Origin of the sequence: Diaphorobacter sp. LI3 (genome assembly GCF_022807955.1) — a bacterium.
GTDB lineage: Bacteria > Pseudomonadota > Gammaproteobacteria > Burkholderiales > Burkholderiaceae_C > Diaphorobacter > Diaphorobacter nitroreducens.
This window is the reverse complement of sequence record NZ_CP094346.1, coordinates 1,328,829-1,343,547: the sequence shown is the minus strand read 5'-3', so window position 1 is coordinate 1,343,547 and position 14,719 is coordinate 1,328,829. Positions and strand designations below refer to the sequence as shown.

Genomic DNA, 14,719 nt, shown 5'->3' with positions numbered 1-14,719 from the left:
CCCCGCGGACAACGCTGCCCGTCTTTCGGCAACAGCCCTAGCAAAAACCTTCCGGCAGGGCCACCCCCGGTTACCCTGTTGCCAACGCCACACATCCCGTTAATCTTTGCGGCCTACGTCTCAGGCCCCCACCGGGGCCTGTTGATTTTTCAGACCGCTTTACCCAAAGTTGAAAGAGTCCTATGAGCATTCCGTTCCGCATGCACACCGTCGTTGCCGCACTGGGTCTGGCCGGTGCCGCTTTGTTCTCCACCGCGCATGCGCAAGTCAAGATCGCCATGGTGATGCCCACCACTGGCCCGCTGACGCAGTACGGTGACATGGTCAAGGAAGGCGTGACCACGGCCGTCGAGATGGCCAACGCCGCTGGCGGCGTGGGCGGCAAGAAGATCGAGTTGGTCTCCATCGACGATGCCTGCGAACCCAAGCAAGGCCCCGTGGCCGCCAACCGTGTGGTGAATGCCAAGATCGGCTACGTGATCGGCCCGGTGTGCTCGGGTGCCTCCATCGCTGCCGCTCCCATCTACAACAACGAGGGCGTGGTCGTCATCACCCCGTCGGCCACCTCCCCGGCGCTCACCGACGGCAAGAACTACCACTTCATCTTCCGCACCATCGGCCGTGACGACCAACAGGGCCCTGCCGCTGCCAAGTTCATCGCCGAAAAGGCCAAGCCCAAGAAGGTCGCCGTGCTGCACGACAAGCAGTCCTATGGCCAGGGCATCGCCTCCTCCGTGCGTGACGACCTGAAGAAGGCCGGCATCACCGTGGCGCTGTTCGAAGGCATCAACGCCGGCGACAGCGACTACTCCGCCGTCATCACCAAGCTCAAGAGCGCTGGCGTGGACTTCGTGTATTACGGCGGCTACCACCCCGAGATGGGCCTGCTGCTGCGCCAGGCCGGCGAGCAAGGCCTGAAGGTGCGCATGATGGGCCCCGAGGGCGTGGGCAACCCCGAGGTGAACGCCATTGCCGGTAACGCCGTGGAAGGCATGCTGGTGACGCTGCCGGCCGACTTCGCTGCCAACCCCAAGAACGCTGCTGTCGTGGCCGCCTTCAAGGACAAGAAGCGCAATGCGTCCGGCGCCTTCCAGCTGACCTCGTTCGCCGCCACCCAGGCACTGCTGGACAGCATCAAGGCCGTGGGTGACAACCCTGCCAAGGTGGCCGACCACCTGCACAAGAGCACCATCGAAACGGTGCTGGGCCCCGTGTCCTGGAACAAGCAGGGCGACCTGAACAGCTTCGACTTCCAGGTCTTCCAGTGGCACAAGGACGGCAGCAAGAGCCTGGCCGCCAAGTAAACCCACCTCCCCGTCCCAAGGGTGCGTTGCGCAAGCCACGCACCCTTGGTCCATTGCATTCGGCCCCTGGAGGGGCCTTTTCCTGTTGAGGGGTGGCATGCATGTCTGATCTCATACCCCAGCTGGTACAACAGCTGTTCAATGGTCTTTCGCTGGGCGCCATCTACGCGTTGATCGCGATCGGCTACACGATGGTCTACGGCATCATCGGAATGATCAACTTCGCCCATGGCGACATCTACATGATCGGCGCCTACATCGGCCTGGTCACGCTGTCGGCCGTCGGCGTGCAGAGTGGTCTGCCGGTGTGGGCGATCATCGCCCTGATGCTGGTGGTAGCGGTGGCCATCACGGGCGTCTACGGCTTCGTGGTGGAGCAGGTGGCCTACAAGCCGCTGCGCAGCAGCCCGCGCCTGGTGGCGCTGATCTCGGCCATCGGCATGTCCATCTTCCTGCAGAACTGGGTGGCGCTGGGCCAGGGCGCGCGCGACATGGCCGTGCCCTCGCTGATCCCCGGCGCGCTGCGCTTTGGCAGTGAAGGCGGCTTCGAGGTCTACGTGCCCTACTCGCGCATCCTCATCATCGCCGTGGCGGTGGTGCTGATGATTGCGCTCACGCTGTACATCCAGCACTCGCGCATGGGCCGCGCCTCGCGCGCCTGCTCGCAGGACATGCACATGGCCAACCTGCTGGGCATCGACACCAACCGCGTGATCTCGTTCACCTTCATCCTGGGCGCCATGCTGGCGGCCGTGGGCGGCGTGCTGATCGCACTCGCCGTGGGCAAGCTCAACCCCTTCATCGGGTTCATCGCAGGGATCAAGGCGTTCACGGCGGCCGTCCTCGGGGGCATCGGCTCCATTCCCGGCGCCATGCTGGGCGGGGTAATCCTGGGCGTGGCCGAAACCTTCGCCGCCGCCTACATCTCGTCGGAGTACAAGGACATCGTGGCCTTCGGCCTGCTGGTGCTCATCCTGCTGGTGCGCCCCACGGGCCTGCTGGGCAAGCCTGAAGTGGAGAAAGTCTGATGCACGCCACCGGTTTTTCTTCCCATCTCAAGAACGCGCTGATCGCCACCTTTCTGGCGGCCATCGTGGTACTGCCCATCTTCACGCTGCACTTGGAGCGGGCGGGCACGCGCACCATCATCGTGCCCGAATGGCGCACGCTGCTGTGGGGGTGCCTCGCCGTGTTCGTGGTGCAGCTGCTGCGCCCGCTGCTGGGCGCGCGGCTGCCCAAGCTGTCGCTGCCCAGCCTGCCTCAGGCGGCGCCGGGCCAGCGCAAGGTGCTGATCTTCGTGGCGCTGATGATCGCGGCATCGTGGCCGTTCTTCGCCGGCCGCAACGCGGTGGACATCGCCACGCTGGCCATGATCTACGTGATGCTGGGCCTCGGCCTGAACATCGTGGTGGGCTTCGCCGGCCTGTTGGACCTGGGCTTCGTGGGCTTCTATGCCGTGGGTGCCTACACCTATGCGCTGCTGTTCCACTGGGCCGGCTGGAGCTTCTGGGAAGCCCTTCCCCTGGCCGGCGCGGCGGCGGCGCTGTTCGGCTTCGTGCTGGGCTTTCCAGTGCTGCGCCTGCGGGGTGACTATCTGGCCATCGTGACGCTGGGCTTTGGCGAAATCATCCGGCTGCTGCTGGTCAACCTGACCGACTGGACGGGCGGGCCGGACGGCATCTCCAGCATCCCCAAGCCGTCCGTGCTGGGCCTGGAGATGACGCGCTCGCCCACCGTGGAGGGCGGCACCACCTTCCACCAGTTCTTCGGGATGGAGTTCAACTCGCTGCACATGGTGATCGCCCTGTACCTGATGGCGCTGCTGCTCGCGGTGGTCACGCTGTTCATCAGCAACCGCCTGATCCGCATGCCCATCGGCCGCGCCTGGGAGGCACTGCGCGAGGACGAGATCGCCTGCCGGTCGCTGGGCCTGAACCCCATGAAGATCAAGCTCTCGGCCTTCACGCTGGGCGCCATGTTCGCGGGCTTCGGCGGCGCGTTCTTCGCGGCGCGCCAGGGCATCGTGAACCCCGAGTCGTTCACCTTCATCGAGTCTGCGCTGATCCTGGCCATCGTGGTGCTGGGCGGCATGGGCTCGCAGCTGGGCGTGATCGTGGCGGCCATCATCCTTACCGTGTTGCCCGAACTGGCACGCGAATTCTCCGAGTACCGCATGCTGATCTTCGGCCTGGTCATGATCCTGATGATGGTGTGGCGCCCGCAGGGCCTGCTGCCCATGAAACGCCACCATGTGGAGGTGCCCGCATGAGCGCCCCCCTGCTTGAGGTCAAGGACCTGTGCATGCGCTTCGGCGGCCTGCTGGCAGTGGACCATGTGGCCTTCGACGTGAAGCCGCAGGAGGTGTTTGCCATCATCGGCCCCAACGGTGCGGGCAAGACCACGGTGTTCAACTGCATCAGCGGCTTCTACCAGCCCAGCAGCGGCCAGATCGCGCTGCAGGGCCAGGCCATCGCGGGCTACACCAGCCACCAGGTCGCGCGCCAGGGCGTGGTGCGCACGTTCCAGAACGTGCGCCTGTTCAAGGGCATGACGGTGCTGGAGAACCTGCTGGTGGCCCAGCACCACCAGTCGCAGGCGCCGCTGCTGGCGGGCCTGTTCAACACCGCGCGCTACCGCCGGAGCGAGGCTGAGAAGATCGATCAAGCCATGCACTGGCTGGACGTCATGGGCCTGCGCGAGTTCGTGAACCGCGAGGCCGGCAACCTGGCCTACGGGCACCAGCGCCGCCTGGAGATCGCGCGCTGCATGATCACCAAGCCACGCCTGCTCATGCTGGATGAGCCCGCCGCGGGCCTGAACCCGCAGGAGAAGAAGGACCTGCAGGCGCTGATCGACCAATTGCGCCGCCAGTACGGAGTGACGGTGCTGCTCATCGAGCACGACATGGGGCTGGTGATGGGCGTTTCCGAGCGCATCCTGGTCATGGAATACGGCAAGCCCATCGCCATGGGCACGCCCGACGCCATCCGCAACGACGAACGGGTCATCAAGGCCTATCTGGGGGAAGCGTGATGGCCCAGCCCATGCTGCAAGTAGAAAACCTGTCCACGCACTACGGCGCGATCTGCGCAGTGAATGGCGTGAGCCTGCACGTGAACCAGGGCGAAATCGTCTCGCTGATCGGCTCCAATGGCGCAGGCAAGACCTCGCTGCTCATGACCCTGTGCGGCACGCCGCGCGCCAGCGGGGGCACCGTGCGCTTCGAGGGCGAGGACATCACCCAGCAACCCACACACCTCATCATGCGCAAGGGCATCGCCGTCTCGCCCGAGGGACGCCGCATCTTCTCGAACCTGACCGTGGTCGAGAACCTGAAGATGGGTGGCTTCTTCCAGGACGGCGCTGCCATTGAGGAAGGCATGGAACACGTGTTCAAGCTGTTTCCGCGCCTGAAGGACCGCGCAGCGCAGCGTGCCGGCACCATGTCGGGTGGCGAGCAGCAGATGCTGGCCATCGGCCGCGCGCTGATGAGCAAGCCCCGCCTGCTGCTGCTGGACGAGCCCACGCTGGGCCTGGCGCCGCTGATCATTGCGCAGATCTTCGAGATCATCCAGGCCATCCGTGCCGAGGGCGTGACCGTGTTTCTGGTGGAGCAGAACGCCAACCGCGCCCTGCAGATCGCCGACCGCGGCTACGTGCTGGAAAACGGCCGCGTGGTGCTGGAGGACACAGGCGCCGCTCTGCTCACCAATGCGGACGTGCGCAAGGCCTATCTGGGCGCTTGACGCAAAGCTGGTGCGACACGAAAGCGGCCTACAGGCCGCTTTTCTTTTGATAGCTGCTTGCGCTTATCCCATAAGGGCTTGGAATCATGTTTCCTTCAGATTCCACCTGAACGACAAGCGCGCCCTGTTTTGCAACGCGTGCGGTGCTGAGGCCCCCCGCGTTTCCCGTGGCAAGTGCCGGGACTGCTCCACGTCGCAGCCAAAAGAATGGCCGCCGCAGTAGCGTGCCTCCTACCACGCAGGTAGGAAACCGCTGACCTGTTTCCCTGTACGCGACCATTTCAATGGATCTGCAGGCAATCCCGCCTGTCCACCTCTTTGGAGAACGACCATGGCACAGCAAGGCAACCAAACCCAGAATCAGCAACAACAACAGCAGCAAAACCAGCAAAACCAGCAAAACCAGCAGAACCAACAGAACCAACAGCAGGGCTGCGTATTCCACGCGATGGCGGACACGATTCCATGCTGATGGCGGACAGTGTTCCAGCGTGATGGCGGACAGTGTTCCACGCTGAAGGCGGACAGCATTCCAAACTGATGGCGGACACCTGCGGGGTGTTCTGAGTGACCCGAACGCGGCATACGCTGCCCGGTTTTTTGACCGGAACCAGCGATGCCCACACCCAGGGTCACCATGAGCAAACTACGACACACACTGCAACTGCTGCACCGCGGGGCCTTGAGCACCCGTCAAATCGGTGCCGCCCTCGGCATCTCCAAATCCACTGTCAGCGAGATAGCCAGCTACGCGCGCGTGGCCGGCGTGGACTGGGCACTGGCCCAGAGCCTGAACGACGACGAACTCCAGGCCCGGCTCTACAAGCCACCCGTGGCGCGCGAGTCCCGGCACCTTGAACCCGACCACGCCCACATCCACCGCGAACTGCGCCGACCTGGCGTGACGCTGCAGTTGCTTTGGGAGGAATACCAGCAACAGCACAGCGGGCAGGCGTACAAGTACAGCGCCTTCTGCGAGAAGTACAAGGCCTGGGCCCGGCGCCTGCAGCGCTCCATGCGCCAGACCCACACGGGCGGTGACAAGCTCTTTGTGGACTACGCCGGCCAGACCGTTCCCGTGGTGGATGCCGACACTGGCGAGATACGCCAGGCCCAGGTCTTCGTGGCCGTGCTGGGCGCATCGAACTACACCTACGCCTGCGCCACCGCCAGCCAGAAGACCACCGACTGGGTGGCCAGCATCATTAGCGCGCTGGAGTTCATCGGCGGCGTGCCCCGCCTGCTGGTGCCTGACCAGCCGCGCGCCCTCATGGCCCGACCCGACCGTTACGAGCCCACCGCGCACCGCCTGCTCGAAGAGCTCTGTGCGCACTACAGCCTGGCCGTGATGCCCGCGCGCCCGGCCAAGCCACGCGACAAACCCAAGGTGGAGGTCGCTGTGCAGGTGGTCGAGCGCTGGATTCTGGCCAGGCTGCGCCACCAGACCTTCTTCAGCCTGGCCGAGCTCAACCGGGCGATTGCCGCCTTGCTGGTGGACTTGAACCAGCGCGCGTTCAAGAAGCTGCCGGGCAACCGCACTAGCGCCTTCGCCGAACTCGACCGGCCAGCCCTGCGCCCCCTGCCGCCGGTGCGCATGCCCATCGCGCGCTTCAAACCCGCCCGCGTCAACATCGATTACCACGTTGAGCTCGATGGCCACTACTACTCGGTGCCCCACGCCCTGGTGGGTGAGCCGGTGGAGTTGCGCATCACGGCCGGCACGCTCGAAGTCCTGCACGGCAGCAAACGCGTGGCCGCCCACGCCCTCAATCCCCGACGGGGTGCACACACCACCACGCCCGAGCACATGCCGGCCTCGCACCGGGCGCACCTGCAGTGGACGCCGGCCAAGCTCATCGCCTGGGGTGAGCGCGTGGGCGCGGCCACCGCCGCCGTGGTGCGCTGGCAGATGGAGCACCGCCAGCATCCCGAGCAGGGTTACCGCTCCTGTCTGGGCCTCATGCGCCTGGGCCGTGAGTACGGGGCTGACCGGCTGGAGGCCGCCTGTGCGCGGGCGCAGTCGATTCGCTCACCGTCCTACAAGAGCATCGCCTCCATCCTGGGCTGCGGCCTGGACCAGCGGCCGCTGGATGCGCCGATGGCCGCACAGGCGAGCCTGCCGCTGCACGAGAACGTGCGCGGGCCGGGCTACTACCACTGAACTCCAACGTGCAAGCAAACCTAACAAGGAAGAACCATGCTCAACGAACAGACCTTGAACCAACTGCGCGCCCTGCGCCTGGACGGCATGGTGGCCGCCCTCAGCGACGCGGCCACCCACATCACGGCCAGCGAGCTGCCCTTTGAACAACGCCTGGCGCTGCTGGTGCAGCGCGAGGTGGACTGGCGTGACAGCAAGCGCCTGGAGCGCCTGTTGAAGGCGGCCCGCCTGAAGGTCTCCAGTGCCTGCCTGGAGGACATCGACTGGCGCGCCAGCCGGGGCCTGAGCCGAGAGGTCATCACCAGCCTGGCCGGCGGGGACTGGCTGCGCCATGGCCACAACGTGCTGCTCACCGGCGCCACCGGGTGCGGCAAGACGTGGCTCGCCTGCGCACTGGGGCAGCAGGCCGCGCGCCTGGGCTTCTCGGTGCTCTACACCCGCGCGCCACGGCTGCTGCAGGAGCTGCACGTGGCCCACGGCGATGGCAGCCTGGGCAAACGGCTGGCGCAACTGGCGCGGCTGGACCTGCTCATCCTGGACGACTTCGGCATCGCGCCGATTGCCGCGCACGAGCGAAACGACCTGCTGGAATTGCTGGACGACCGGGTGGGCACGCGCTCGACGCTCATCACCAGCCAGTTGCCGGTGACGGCCTGGCACGCCTGGCTGGACGAGCCCACGCTGGCCGACGCCATCCTGGACCGCATCGTGCACGGCTCGCACAAGATAGCCCTCAAGGGCGAGTCGATGCGCAAGCTCACCAAGGCCGTCTGAGCCGGCCGCGCCGACCGCCATTCCACGCTGATGGCGGACACTTCGGCTACGATTTGAGCGTCACTCAGGACACCCGCGCAACGTGTCCGCCATCGCCTGGAACGCTGTCCGCGATGGGAATGGAATCACTGTCCGCCATCAGTGGAATGCGCAGCAGGGCCAACAAGGCCAGCAGGATCCGAGCCGGCAGCAGAACCTGAACCCGCAGGATCAGCGTGATCAGCAGAAATTGCAGAGCCAGCAGAGCCCCAACCAAATGGGCGGCAAGCAGAACCAGCAGGATCGCTGAACGTGGTAACCCCAACGGTGCCTGGGCGCGCAAGCGCTTTCGGCACCTGCGGGCAAGCACCGTCGCTGCCGCTGTCTACCAATCTCCCGAACGGGTTTCCCGGCCCCAACAGCGTGGCCGACTACCGCCCGCCGCTGGCTTGGCACCCAGCGCACAGCTCCGCGGCACCCTCTTCATTCGCGCCAAAGGCACGGTGAGTGCGTACAGGCCCACCTGATGCGTGTGAACATCCTTCCCCATCCAGCCATGCCGGCGCCCGCAGGGCGTGTCGTCCGCACGCGCGCTTGTCCAGGGCCCGCACCGTGCGGCGGACTTCACGTAAGGGCATAGGCCGCTGCGGCGGCCCGCCGCCGTCAGGCCCTGACGGGGTAGCGGCTGGAGATGGCGATCCGGTTCCAGGCGTTGATGACCACCGCCAGCCATTCAACGGCGGCTATCTCCTCCTTGGACAAGACGCCTGCCGCCTGCGCGTAAACGGCATCGGGCACCTGCCCGTCCGCGACCAAGGTGACGGCCTCCACCAGTTCCAGAGCGGCGCGCTCCTTCGGGCTGAAGTAATCGGTTTCACGCCACGCGGACAGCACCGCAATGCGGTCGCCGCTCTCCTGGCTGGCCAGCGCGTCCGTGCGTGCAGCCTGACACAGAAGGCGCACCGGTTGAGCTGGGATGCCCGCAGGCGCAGGAGGTGCGTGAACCCCGTCGCGATGCCGGCCTGTGCCGCAGCCTCGGACGCCAACCGGTCCAACTCCACCACCGCCTGATACAGCGCGGGGGCACTCTTTCCAAGATTCACTCGTTCACGCATACGGCTCCCGATGCCTGTCCGGCAGAAAAACCCGGCGCCAGCGATGGGCTACCGCTGGCTGGCCCGGCGTGCCGGCCAGCCCCGATCGTCGCAGATGCGCGGCAGAACACCCGGCCGGCACGGTCGCAAGACCGCGTTGGCATGCAGAACAAAATGCGAATCGAATTTGTCTCTAAGCCTTGCTTATAAAGCGCGAGCAGCTCCTAAACATGAAGCACAACCGGCATATCTACTCCCCCAAGCACACGTCGATCGCCCGCGCGATGGCGATCAGTTCATGGTCCAGCGGCACCTTGCGCTGGGTGTTGGCCACCTGGGCGATGGGAACACTGGCGATGTGCCCGCCCTGTAGCGTGACCATGTGGCCGAACTGGCCATCGATCACCAGTTGCGCCGCCCGGTGACCGAAGCGCGTGGCCAGCACACGATCGAACGCGGTCGGGTCGCCCCCGCGCTGCACATGGCCCAGCACGGTGGTGCGCACCTCGCTTTGCAGGTGCGGCTGCAGCCGCTGGCGCAGCACATGGCCCACGCCACCCAGGCGGACCGGGTCGGGGCTGTGGGCCACCTGCTCGCGTACCGTGAGGCCGGCGCCGCGCTCCTTGGCGCCTTCGCCGATGCAGATGATGGTGTAGCGCTGGCGCTGCTCGCGCCGACGGCAGCGCTCGATGATGGGCTGCAGGTCGTAGTCGATCTCGGGCAGCAGGATCACGTCGGCCGCGGCGGCAATGCCGCTCTCCAGGGCCAGCCAGCCCGCATGGCGGCCCATGGTCTCGACGATCATGACGCGGTGGTGGCTGTAAGCGGTGCTCTCGATGCGGCGCAGCGCGTCGGTGGCCGTGGCCACGGCGGTGTCAAAGCCGAAGCTGCGCTCGCACAGCGCGATGTCGTTGTCGATGGTCTTGGGCACGCCCACGCATTGCAGCCCGATCCGCGCCAGGCCATGGGCCAGGCTCATGGTGCCGTCGCCGCCAATGGCCACCACCACGTCCAGGCCCAGCGCGCGCACGTTGCGCTCCACCTGGGCCAGCGTCGCTTCGTCCTTCAGCGGGTTGGCGCTGTTGCTCGTGCCCAGGATAGTGCCGCCCATGTGCACGATGCCCGAGACCTGGTCCCAGGTGAGCAGCCGCGCGCGCGACGCTTCGCCCATCAGGCCCTCGAAGCCGTCTTCGATGCCCAGTACCTCGCAGTGTCCGTGGTGGATCAGCGACTTGGTGACCGCGCGGATCACCGCGTTCAGCCCCGGGCAGTCGCCCCCGCCGGTGAGTACCCCGACACGCATCGCCGCCACCCGTTTTAAGGCAGCAGGTCCAGCGCGTGCATGTACGCTGGCTGCACCATGAGGTCGTCCCACGGCTGGGGCAGTGTCTCGGGCAGCAGGGCCAGGCGGCGCGCCTCGCTCGCACCGCTGGCCTGCCAGCGGCCCGCGGCCTGCGCGGAGGCCAGGCCATCGATGAGTTCGTCCACCGCCGCGCCGCCGCCCAGGCTCTGGTTGCACAGCAGCACCAGGTCGCAGCCGGCATTGAGCGCGGCCACACCGGCGTCGGTGTAGCTGACCACCTCGCCATCGAGACGGCGCGCGCCTTCCATGCTCAGGTCGTCGCTGAAGATGGCGCCGTCAAAGCGCAGCCGTCCGCGCAGGATGTCCTGCAGCCATTTGGTGGAGAAGCCCGCCGGGCGGTTGTCCACCTTGGGATAGATCACATGCGCGGGCATCACGCTGGTGAGCACCGTGGACAGCCACGGGTACGGGGCCGCGTCGTCGGCCAGGATCGCCGTGAGACTGCGGCGGTCCACCGGAATCTCGGTGTGCGAATCGGCCTTGACGAAGCCATGGCCGGGAAAATGCTTGCCGCAGTTGGCCATGCCCGCCTGCAGCAGGCCCTGCATGAGCGCGCGCGCCAGCATGGCGACCACGCGCGGGTCGCGGGCAAAGGCCCGGTCGCCGATCACGCCGCTGGCGCCGTAGTCCAGGTCGAGCACCGGCGTGAAGGAGAAGTCCACACCGCAGGCGCGCAGCTCGCTGCCCAGCACGTAGCCCGCCGCCGTGGCGGCGTCCATGGCGCGCAGGGCGCCGCTGCCTTCGCGGTGCTTGCTGCCCTTGCCGTCGTCCATCCACAGCTCGCCGAAGGCACGCATGGGCGGGATGTGCGTGAAGCCATCGGTCTTGAAGCGCTGCACGCGACCGCCCTCGTGGTCCACGCAGATCAGCAGGTCGCCCCGCACGGCCTTGATGGCAGCGGTGAGTTCCAGCAACTGCGCGCGGTGCTCCCAGTTGCGCGCGAACAGGATCACGCCGCCCACGAGCGGGTGGGCCAAGCGCTGGCGATCGGTGGCTGTGAGCTGCGTGCCGGCCACGTCGATGATGAGGGGTGCGTGTTCTGTCATGGGTTGCATGCTTTCATTTTGATAGCTATCAGCGCTTGCCACACAAGCGCTGCGGGCTGATTTGGCTTCAATCTTTCTCGACCACGCAGAAGCTGGCGGCGTAGTCGCTCTCGTCGGTCACGCTCAGGTGGCAGCGCAGGCCGCGCGCGGCAAACCAGTCCTGCAGCGCGCCGTGCAGCACGATTGTGGGCTGGCCGCTGGGCAGGTTGGCCACCTCGCAGTGCCGCCAGGTCATGGGCATGTGCAGCCCCAAGCCGATGGCCTTGCTGAACGCCTCCTTGGCAGAAAAGCGCGTGGCCAGGTAGCGCACGCCGCGCTCGGGCCAGCGTGCCGAGCGTGCGCGCCAGGTGGCCAGCTCGCCATCGGCCAGCACCTTTTCGGCGAAGCGATCGCCATGGCGCGCCAGGCTGGCGCGGATGCGGCGCACGTCGCAGATGTCGGTACCGATGCCGTAGATCATGGGGTTATGAGTCAAATAGGTCTCTAGCGCTTATCCAACAAGCGCCAGCAGCTATGGTTTCAGGAGTCCCCGCTCCGTCATGCCCTGGGCGATGCAGCGCTGGTAGGCACGCACCGTGTCGCCGTAGCCCAACTCCAGCGCATCGGCGATCAGCGCATGGCCGATGGACACCTCCAGCACGCCGGGCACGTGGGCCAGGAAGTCCGCCAGGTTGTCGCGGCTGAGGTCGTGGCCCGCGTTCACCCCCAGGCCGACATCCAGCGCGGCCTGGGCGGCAGCACGGTAGCGCTCCAGTTGCACGGCCTGCTGCGGCGTGCCCCAGGCGGCGGCGTAAGGCTCGGTGTACAGCTCCACGCGGTCGGCCCCCACGGCGCGCGCGGCGGCCATCTGCTCAGGCACGGGGTCCATGAACAGGCTCACGCGCACGCCCAACTGCCGGCATTCGGCAATCAGGGGCGCCAGGCGCTCGGCATCTTGCGGAAAGCTCCAGCCGTGGTCGCTGGTGAACTGGTCCTGGCTGTCGGGCACGAAGGTGGCCTGGTGCGGGCGCACCTGGCGGATGAACTCCATCAGGTTGTGCGTGGGGTTGCCCTCGATGTTGTACTCGGCCTGCGGCCATTGCTTGAGCAGCTCGGCCAGTTGGTACACATCGTGTGCACGGATGTGCCGCTCGTCGGGGCGCGGATGGACGGTGATGCCCTGCGCCCCCGCCTCCAGGCACAGCTGCGCGGCGCGCAGCACGCTGGGAATGCCCAGATGGCGCGTGTTGCGCACCAGCGCCACTTTGTTGACGTTCACGGAGAGGGCGGTGCGCGCGTGGGAGGTGGTCATGGGATGCGAAGCGGTGGCGTGAAGCTAGGCAATATAGCAATCTGCGACGGGGGCGGGGACGACGCTGCGCAAGGGCGCGGCGCGCGGCGGCGCGGGTTGCGGCCGCGCCGGGGCGCCTGCGCAACGCCGCCGGGCCACCTCAGTCCGTCTCGCGCACCGAGTAGCGCTCGCCGCCGATCACCAGGTCGCGCCAACGGGGCGGCTGGGTCTGGACGCCCTGCTCCACCCACTGCCCGGCCCGCGCGCCTTGCACATGCCGGAGGTTGCCCTGCAGACGCCCCACCGTCCGCCACTGCGCACCGTCCCGCGCGAACACCTGGCTCGCATAGCCGCTGAGCAGCACCTGCTCCGCCTGCCCGTCACCGTCCAGGTCGATGCGCAGCACGGGACAGGGCGCGGCCTCGGTGCAGGTCAGCGACAGCTGGTTCCCCCGCAGCTGGGTGAGCAGGAATTCAAGCCATGCGGCATCGGGCGCCGCGTCGGCGGGAAACGGCTGCAACCGGGCGCGCAGGGTCTCGGCGGTCCAAACAGGCGTTCCACGGCCCCGCGCGTACCGGTGCGTGTCCTGCTGGGCCGCCTGGGCCTGTTCCCGGATCTGCGCGGCCTGGGGGTGGCTCTGCTCCTGCGCCAGCTGCTCCAACGCCGCGCGACCGGCCCGGCCCGCGTCCCAGCGCAGGTAGCGGAAGTCGAAGGCCTGCACGTCCACGCGTTGCGCCTGCAGGCGCGCCAGCTGGCTGGCGACAGCGATGCGCGCCGGGTCCAGCACGGGCGTACAGGTCAACAAGGCCAGCGCAACGGCCAGCCAGGCCGCCGCCACGTTCACCCGCCGCGCCAGCGCCATCCAGGGCGCACCGCGCCGCAGTGCGGCCACCGCATACCCGACGGCGTAGACCGCCATCAGGGCCACGGCCAGCGCGGCCCAGACGCGGTCCGCGCTCCAGCCGTACTGCGCCACCCGCAGTCCCAGCGCATAGGCGCACAGCGCGGCATACACGGGCATTGCCAGCAGGCCGGCCGCGCAAAAGCGCTGCAGCCCGGGGCTGAAGCGCTGGCTTTCCGCCCGGCCGTCGCTCCAGGCCACGTTGAACAGAAACACCAGCCACGCCATGAGACCGAGCATGAGCGCCGTGGCGTGCCCGGTCTTCCACAGCGGTGCCAGGCCGCGCACCGGCAGCGCCACGAGGAACAGCAAAGCGATCAGGCAGGCCAGCGGCAACAGCCAGCCCAGCACCTGGAGCATCGAACGCCAGAAACCCGCCAACGCTTCTTCCCGCGCCGCGTACAGCGACAACCCCATGCTGAACGCCATCGGGGTAGCCATGTAGACGAACGGGCGGCTGGTGAATGTGTCCAGAAATAGCGACACGCCCAGCACCTTGAACAGCCCGGCCAGCAGGAACAGCAGCGCCCAGAACAGCCCGGCGAACAGGCCCGCCAACAGCAACTGGAAGGCATGGCGCCAGGCCGTGGCGAAGAGCCGGGCGTAGTCGCGCGCCCAGGTGCCGCTGGCCAGGCGTTGCTCGGCAAAAGGCAGCAGCACGAACCAGCTGCAGGACAGCAGCACCCCCAGGGCCATGGCGGCGCGGCCGCGGTTCTCACCCAGCGAGGCATGGCCCGCATAAGCCGCGGCCGCGGCGAACACCATGGCCAGGGCCGCTGCGTACACCCACAGCAGGCGGCGTGCACGGTACGCGGCCAGCAGTTGCAGGGTCGGCGGCACCGCCAGCACCACGGCGTAGAGCGGCCAGAGCACAGCGGCGTCGCCCTTCGGCAGCAGCCCGTGCAACGCCCACAATGCGGCGCCCTGCGCGATCGCCCAGCCGATCATCCACCCTCTTGCCCTGCCATGCTCCATGCCCTGTTCCCTCCCGTTGTCTGTGTTTCAGAAGCTGCCCTCAAACCCATCGCGGAAGCGATTCTCGCGGACTGGCCCGTCTGCACGGCACATCGGGCGCCGACAG

At 67.2% G+C, this 14,719-nt stretch carries 15 protein-coding genes; 9 read left to right on the top strand and 6 right to left on the bottom strand.

Annotated elements, in window-relative coordinates; translation table 11 throughout:
* Positions 1–182: 182 nt before the first annotated feature.
* From MRB47_RS06245 to MRB47_RS06205, 9 genes are all read left to right on the top strand, one after another.
* Positions 183–1,304 carry a branched-chain amino acid ABC transporter substrate-binding protein gene (locus MRB47_RS06245; protein WP_011806374.1) on the top strand — a complete coding sequence of 374 codons (1,122 nt, stop codon included), beginning with the start codon at positions 183–185 and terminating at the stop codon, positions 1,302–1,304.
* A 101-nt stretch (positions 1,305–1,405) separates the two neighbouring features.
* Positions 1,406–2,332, top strand: a complete 927-nt coding sequence (livH, locus tag MRB47_RS06240) for a high-affinity branched-chain amino acid ABC transporter permease LivH (protein ID WP_011806375.1) — start codon at positions 1,406–1,408, stop codon at positions 2,330–2,332.
* Complete coding sequence (locus tag MRB47_RS06235) at positions 2,332–3,573, top strand: high-affinity branched-chain amino acid ABC transporter permease LivM (protein WP_011806376.1); 1,242 nt, start codon at positions 2,332–2,334, stop codon at positions 3,571–3,573. The genes livH and MRB47_RS06235 overlap by 1 nt, the downstream gene beginning before the upstream one ends.
* Positions 3,570–4,337, top strand: a complete 768-nt coding sequence (gene livG / locus MRB47_RS06230) for a high-affinity branched-chain amino acid ABC transporter ATP-binding protein LivG (RefSeq protein WP_015913961.1) — start codon at positions 3,570–3,572, stop codon at positions 4,335–4,337. Before MRB47_RS06235 ends, livG begins: the two co-directional genes overlap by 4 nt.
* On the top strand, positions 4,337–5,050 hold the full coding sequence (locus MRB47_RS06225; protein WP_011806378.1) for an ABC transporter ATP-binding protein: 714 nt from the start codon (positions 4,337–4,339) through the stop codon (positions 5,048–5,050). The genes livG and MRB47_RS06225 overlap by 1 nt, the downstream gene beginning before the upstream one ends.
* A gap of 331 nt (positions 5,051–5,381) precedes the next feature.
* Positions 5,382–5,522: a hypothetical protein gene (locus MRB47_RS06220; protein ID WP_252102211.1), complete on the top strand. Its 141-nt coding sequence runs from the start codon at positions 5,382–5,384 to the stop codon at positions 5,520–5,522.
* Positions 5,523–5,666: 144 nt separating this feature from the next.
* On the top strand, positions 5,667–7,211 hold the full coding sequence (gene istA / locus MRB47_RS06215) for an IS21 family transposase (protein WP_252100662.1): 1,545 nt from the start codon (positions 5,667–5,669) through the stop codon (positions 7,209–7,211).
* A 36-nt stretch (positions 7,212–7,247) separates the two neighbouring features.
* Positions 7,248–7,985, top strand: coding sequence for an IS21-like element helper ATPase IstB (istB, locus tag MRB47_RS06210; RefSeq protein ID WP_011805003.1), 738 nt, complete (start codon positions 7,248–7,250; stop codon positions 7,983–7,985).
* An 82-nt stretch (positions 7,986–8,067) separates the two neighbouring features.
* Positions 8,068–8,274, top strand: coding sequence for a hypothetical protein (locus tag MRB47_RS06205; protein ID WP_252102210.1), 207 nt, complete (start codon positions 8,068–8,070; stop codon positions 8,272–8,274).
* A 353-nt stretch (positions 8,275–8,627) separates the two neighbouring features.
* Here the strand turns inward: MRB47_RS06205 and MRB47_RS06200 are convergent, their stop codons facing one another.
* From MRB47_RS06200 to MRB47_RS06175, 6 genes are all read right to left on the bottom strand, one after another.
* A complete protein-coding gene (locus tag MRB47_RS06200; RefSeq protein ID WP_252102209.1) occupies positions 8,628–8,927 on the bottom strand; it encodes a carboxymuconolactone decarboxylase family protein in 300 nt (99 codons plus the stop codon).
* 381 nt (positions 8,928–9,308) lie between these two features.
* The gene (locus tag MRB47_RS06195) at positions 9,309–10,361 is read right to left on the bottom strand and encodes a 6-phosphofructokinase (protein WP_088886243.1); all 1,053 of its coding nucleotides are present in this window, start codon (positions 10,359–10,361) and stop codon (positions 9,309–9,311) included.
* Positions 10,362–10,375: 14 nt separating this feature from the next.
* Complete coding sequence (gene nagZ / locus MRB47_RS06190) at positions 10,376–11,467, bottom strand: beta-N-acetylhexosaminidase (protein WP_252102208.1); 1,092 nt, start codon at positions 11,465–11,467, stop codon at positions 10,376–10,378.
* A 67-nt stretch (positions 11,468–11,534) separates the two neighbouring features.
* Positions 11,535–11,927, bottom strand: coding sequence for a holo-ACP synthase (gene acpS / locus MRB47_RS06185; protein WP_011806383.1), 393 nt, complete (start codon positions 11,925–11,927; stop codon positions 11,535–11,537).
* A 51-nt stretch (positions 11,928–11,978) separates the two neighbouring features.
* Positions 11,979–12,758 (bottom strand): pyridoxine 5'-phosphate synthase, encoded by a 780-nt coding sequence (locus MRB47_RS06180; RefSeq protein ID WP_047351556.1) that lies wholly within the window; start codon positions 12,756–12,758, stop codon positions 11,979–11,981.
* A gap of 139 nt (positions 12,759–12,897) precedes the next feature.
* Positions 12,898–14,613 (bottom strand): DUF4153 domain-containing protein, encoded by a 1,716-nt coding sequence (locus tag MRB47_RS06175; protein ID WP_252102207.1) that lies wholly within the window; start codon positions 14,611–14,613, stop codon positions 12,898–12,900.
* Positions 14,614–14,719 lie beyond the last annotated feature (106 nt).

What these genes read in the sequence shown, in the direction of transcription:
- MRB47_RS06175 (WP_252102207.1), bottom strand. Translation starts at nt 14,613, where the DNA reads ATGGAGCATGGCAGGGCAAGAGGGTGGATGATCGGCTGGGCGATCGCG.
- istB (WP_011805003.1), top strand. Translation starts at nt 7,248, where the DNA reads ATGCTCAACGAACAGACCTTGAACCAACTGCGCGCCCTGCGCCTGGAC.
- MRB47_RS06195 (WP_088886243.1), bottom strand. Translation starts at nt 10,361, where the DNA reads ATGCGTGTCGGGGTACTCACCGGCGGGGGCGACTGCCCGGGGCTGAAC.
- MRB47_RS06245 (WP_011806374.1), top strand. Translation starts at nt 183, where the DNA reads ATGAGCATTCCGTTCCGCATGCACACCGTCGTTGCCGCACTGGGTCTG.
- MRB47_RS06220 (WP_252102211.1), top strand. Translation starts at nt 5,382, where the DNA reads ATGGCACAGCAAGGCAACCAAACCCAGAATCAGCAACAACAACAGCAG.
- acpS (WP_011806383.1), bottom strand. Translation starts at nt 11,927, where the DNA reads ATGATCTACGGCATCGGTACCGACATCTGCGACGTGCGCCGCATCCGC.
- MRB47_RS06225 (WP_011806378.1), top strand. Translation starts at nt 4,337, where the DNA reads ATGGCCCAGCCCATGCTGCAAGTAGAAAACCTGTCCACGCACTACGGC.
- nagZ (WP_252102208.1), bottom strand. Translation starts at nt 11,467, where the DNA reads ATGACAGAACACGCACCCCTCATCATCGACGTGGCCGGCACGCAGCTC.
- MRB47_RS06180 (WP_047351556.1), bottom strand. Translation starts at nt 12,758, where the DNA reads ATGACCACCTCCCACGCGCGCACCGCCCTCTCCGTGAACGTCAACAAA.
- livG (WP_015913961.1), top strand. Translation starts at nt 3,570, where the DNA reads ATGAGCGCCCCCCTGCTTGAGGTCAAGGACCTGTGCATGCGCTTCGGC.
- istA (WP_252100662.1), top strand. Translation starts at nt 5,667, where the DNA reads ATGCCCACACCCAGGGTCACCATGAGCAAACTACGACACACACTGCAA.
- livH (WP_011806375.1), top strand. Translation starts at nt 1,406, where the DNA reads ATGTCTGATCTCATACCCCAGCTGGTACAACAGCTGTTCAATGGTCTT.
- MRB47_RS06235 (WP_011806376.1), top strand. Translation starts at nt 2,332, where the DNA reads ATGCACGCCACCGGTTTTTCTTCCCATCTCAAGAACGCGCTGATCGCC.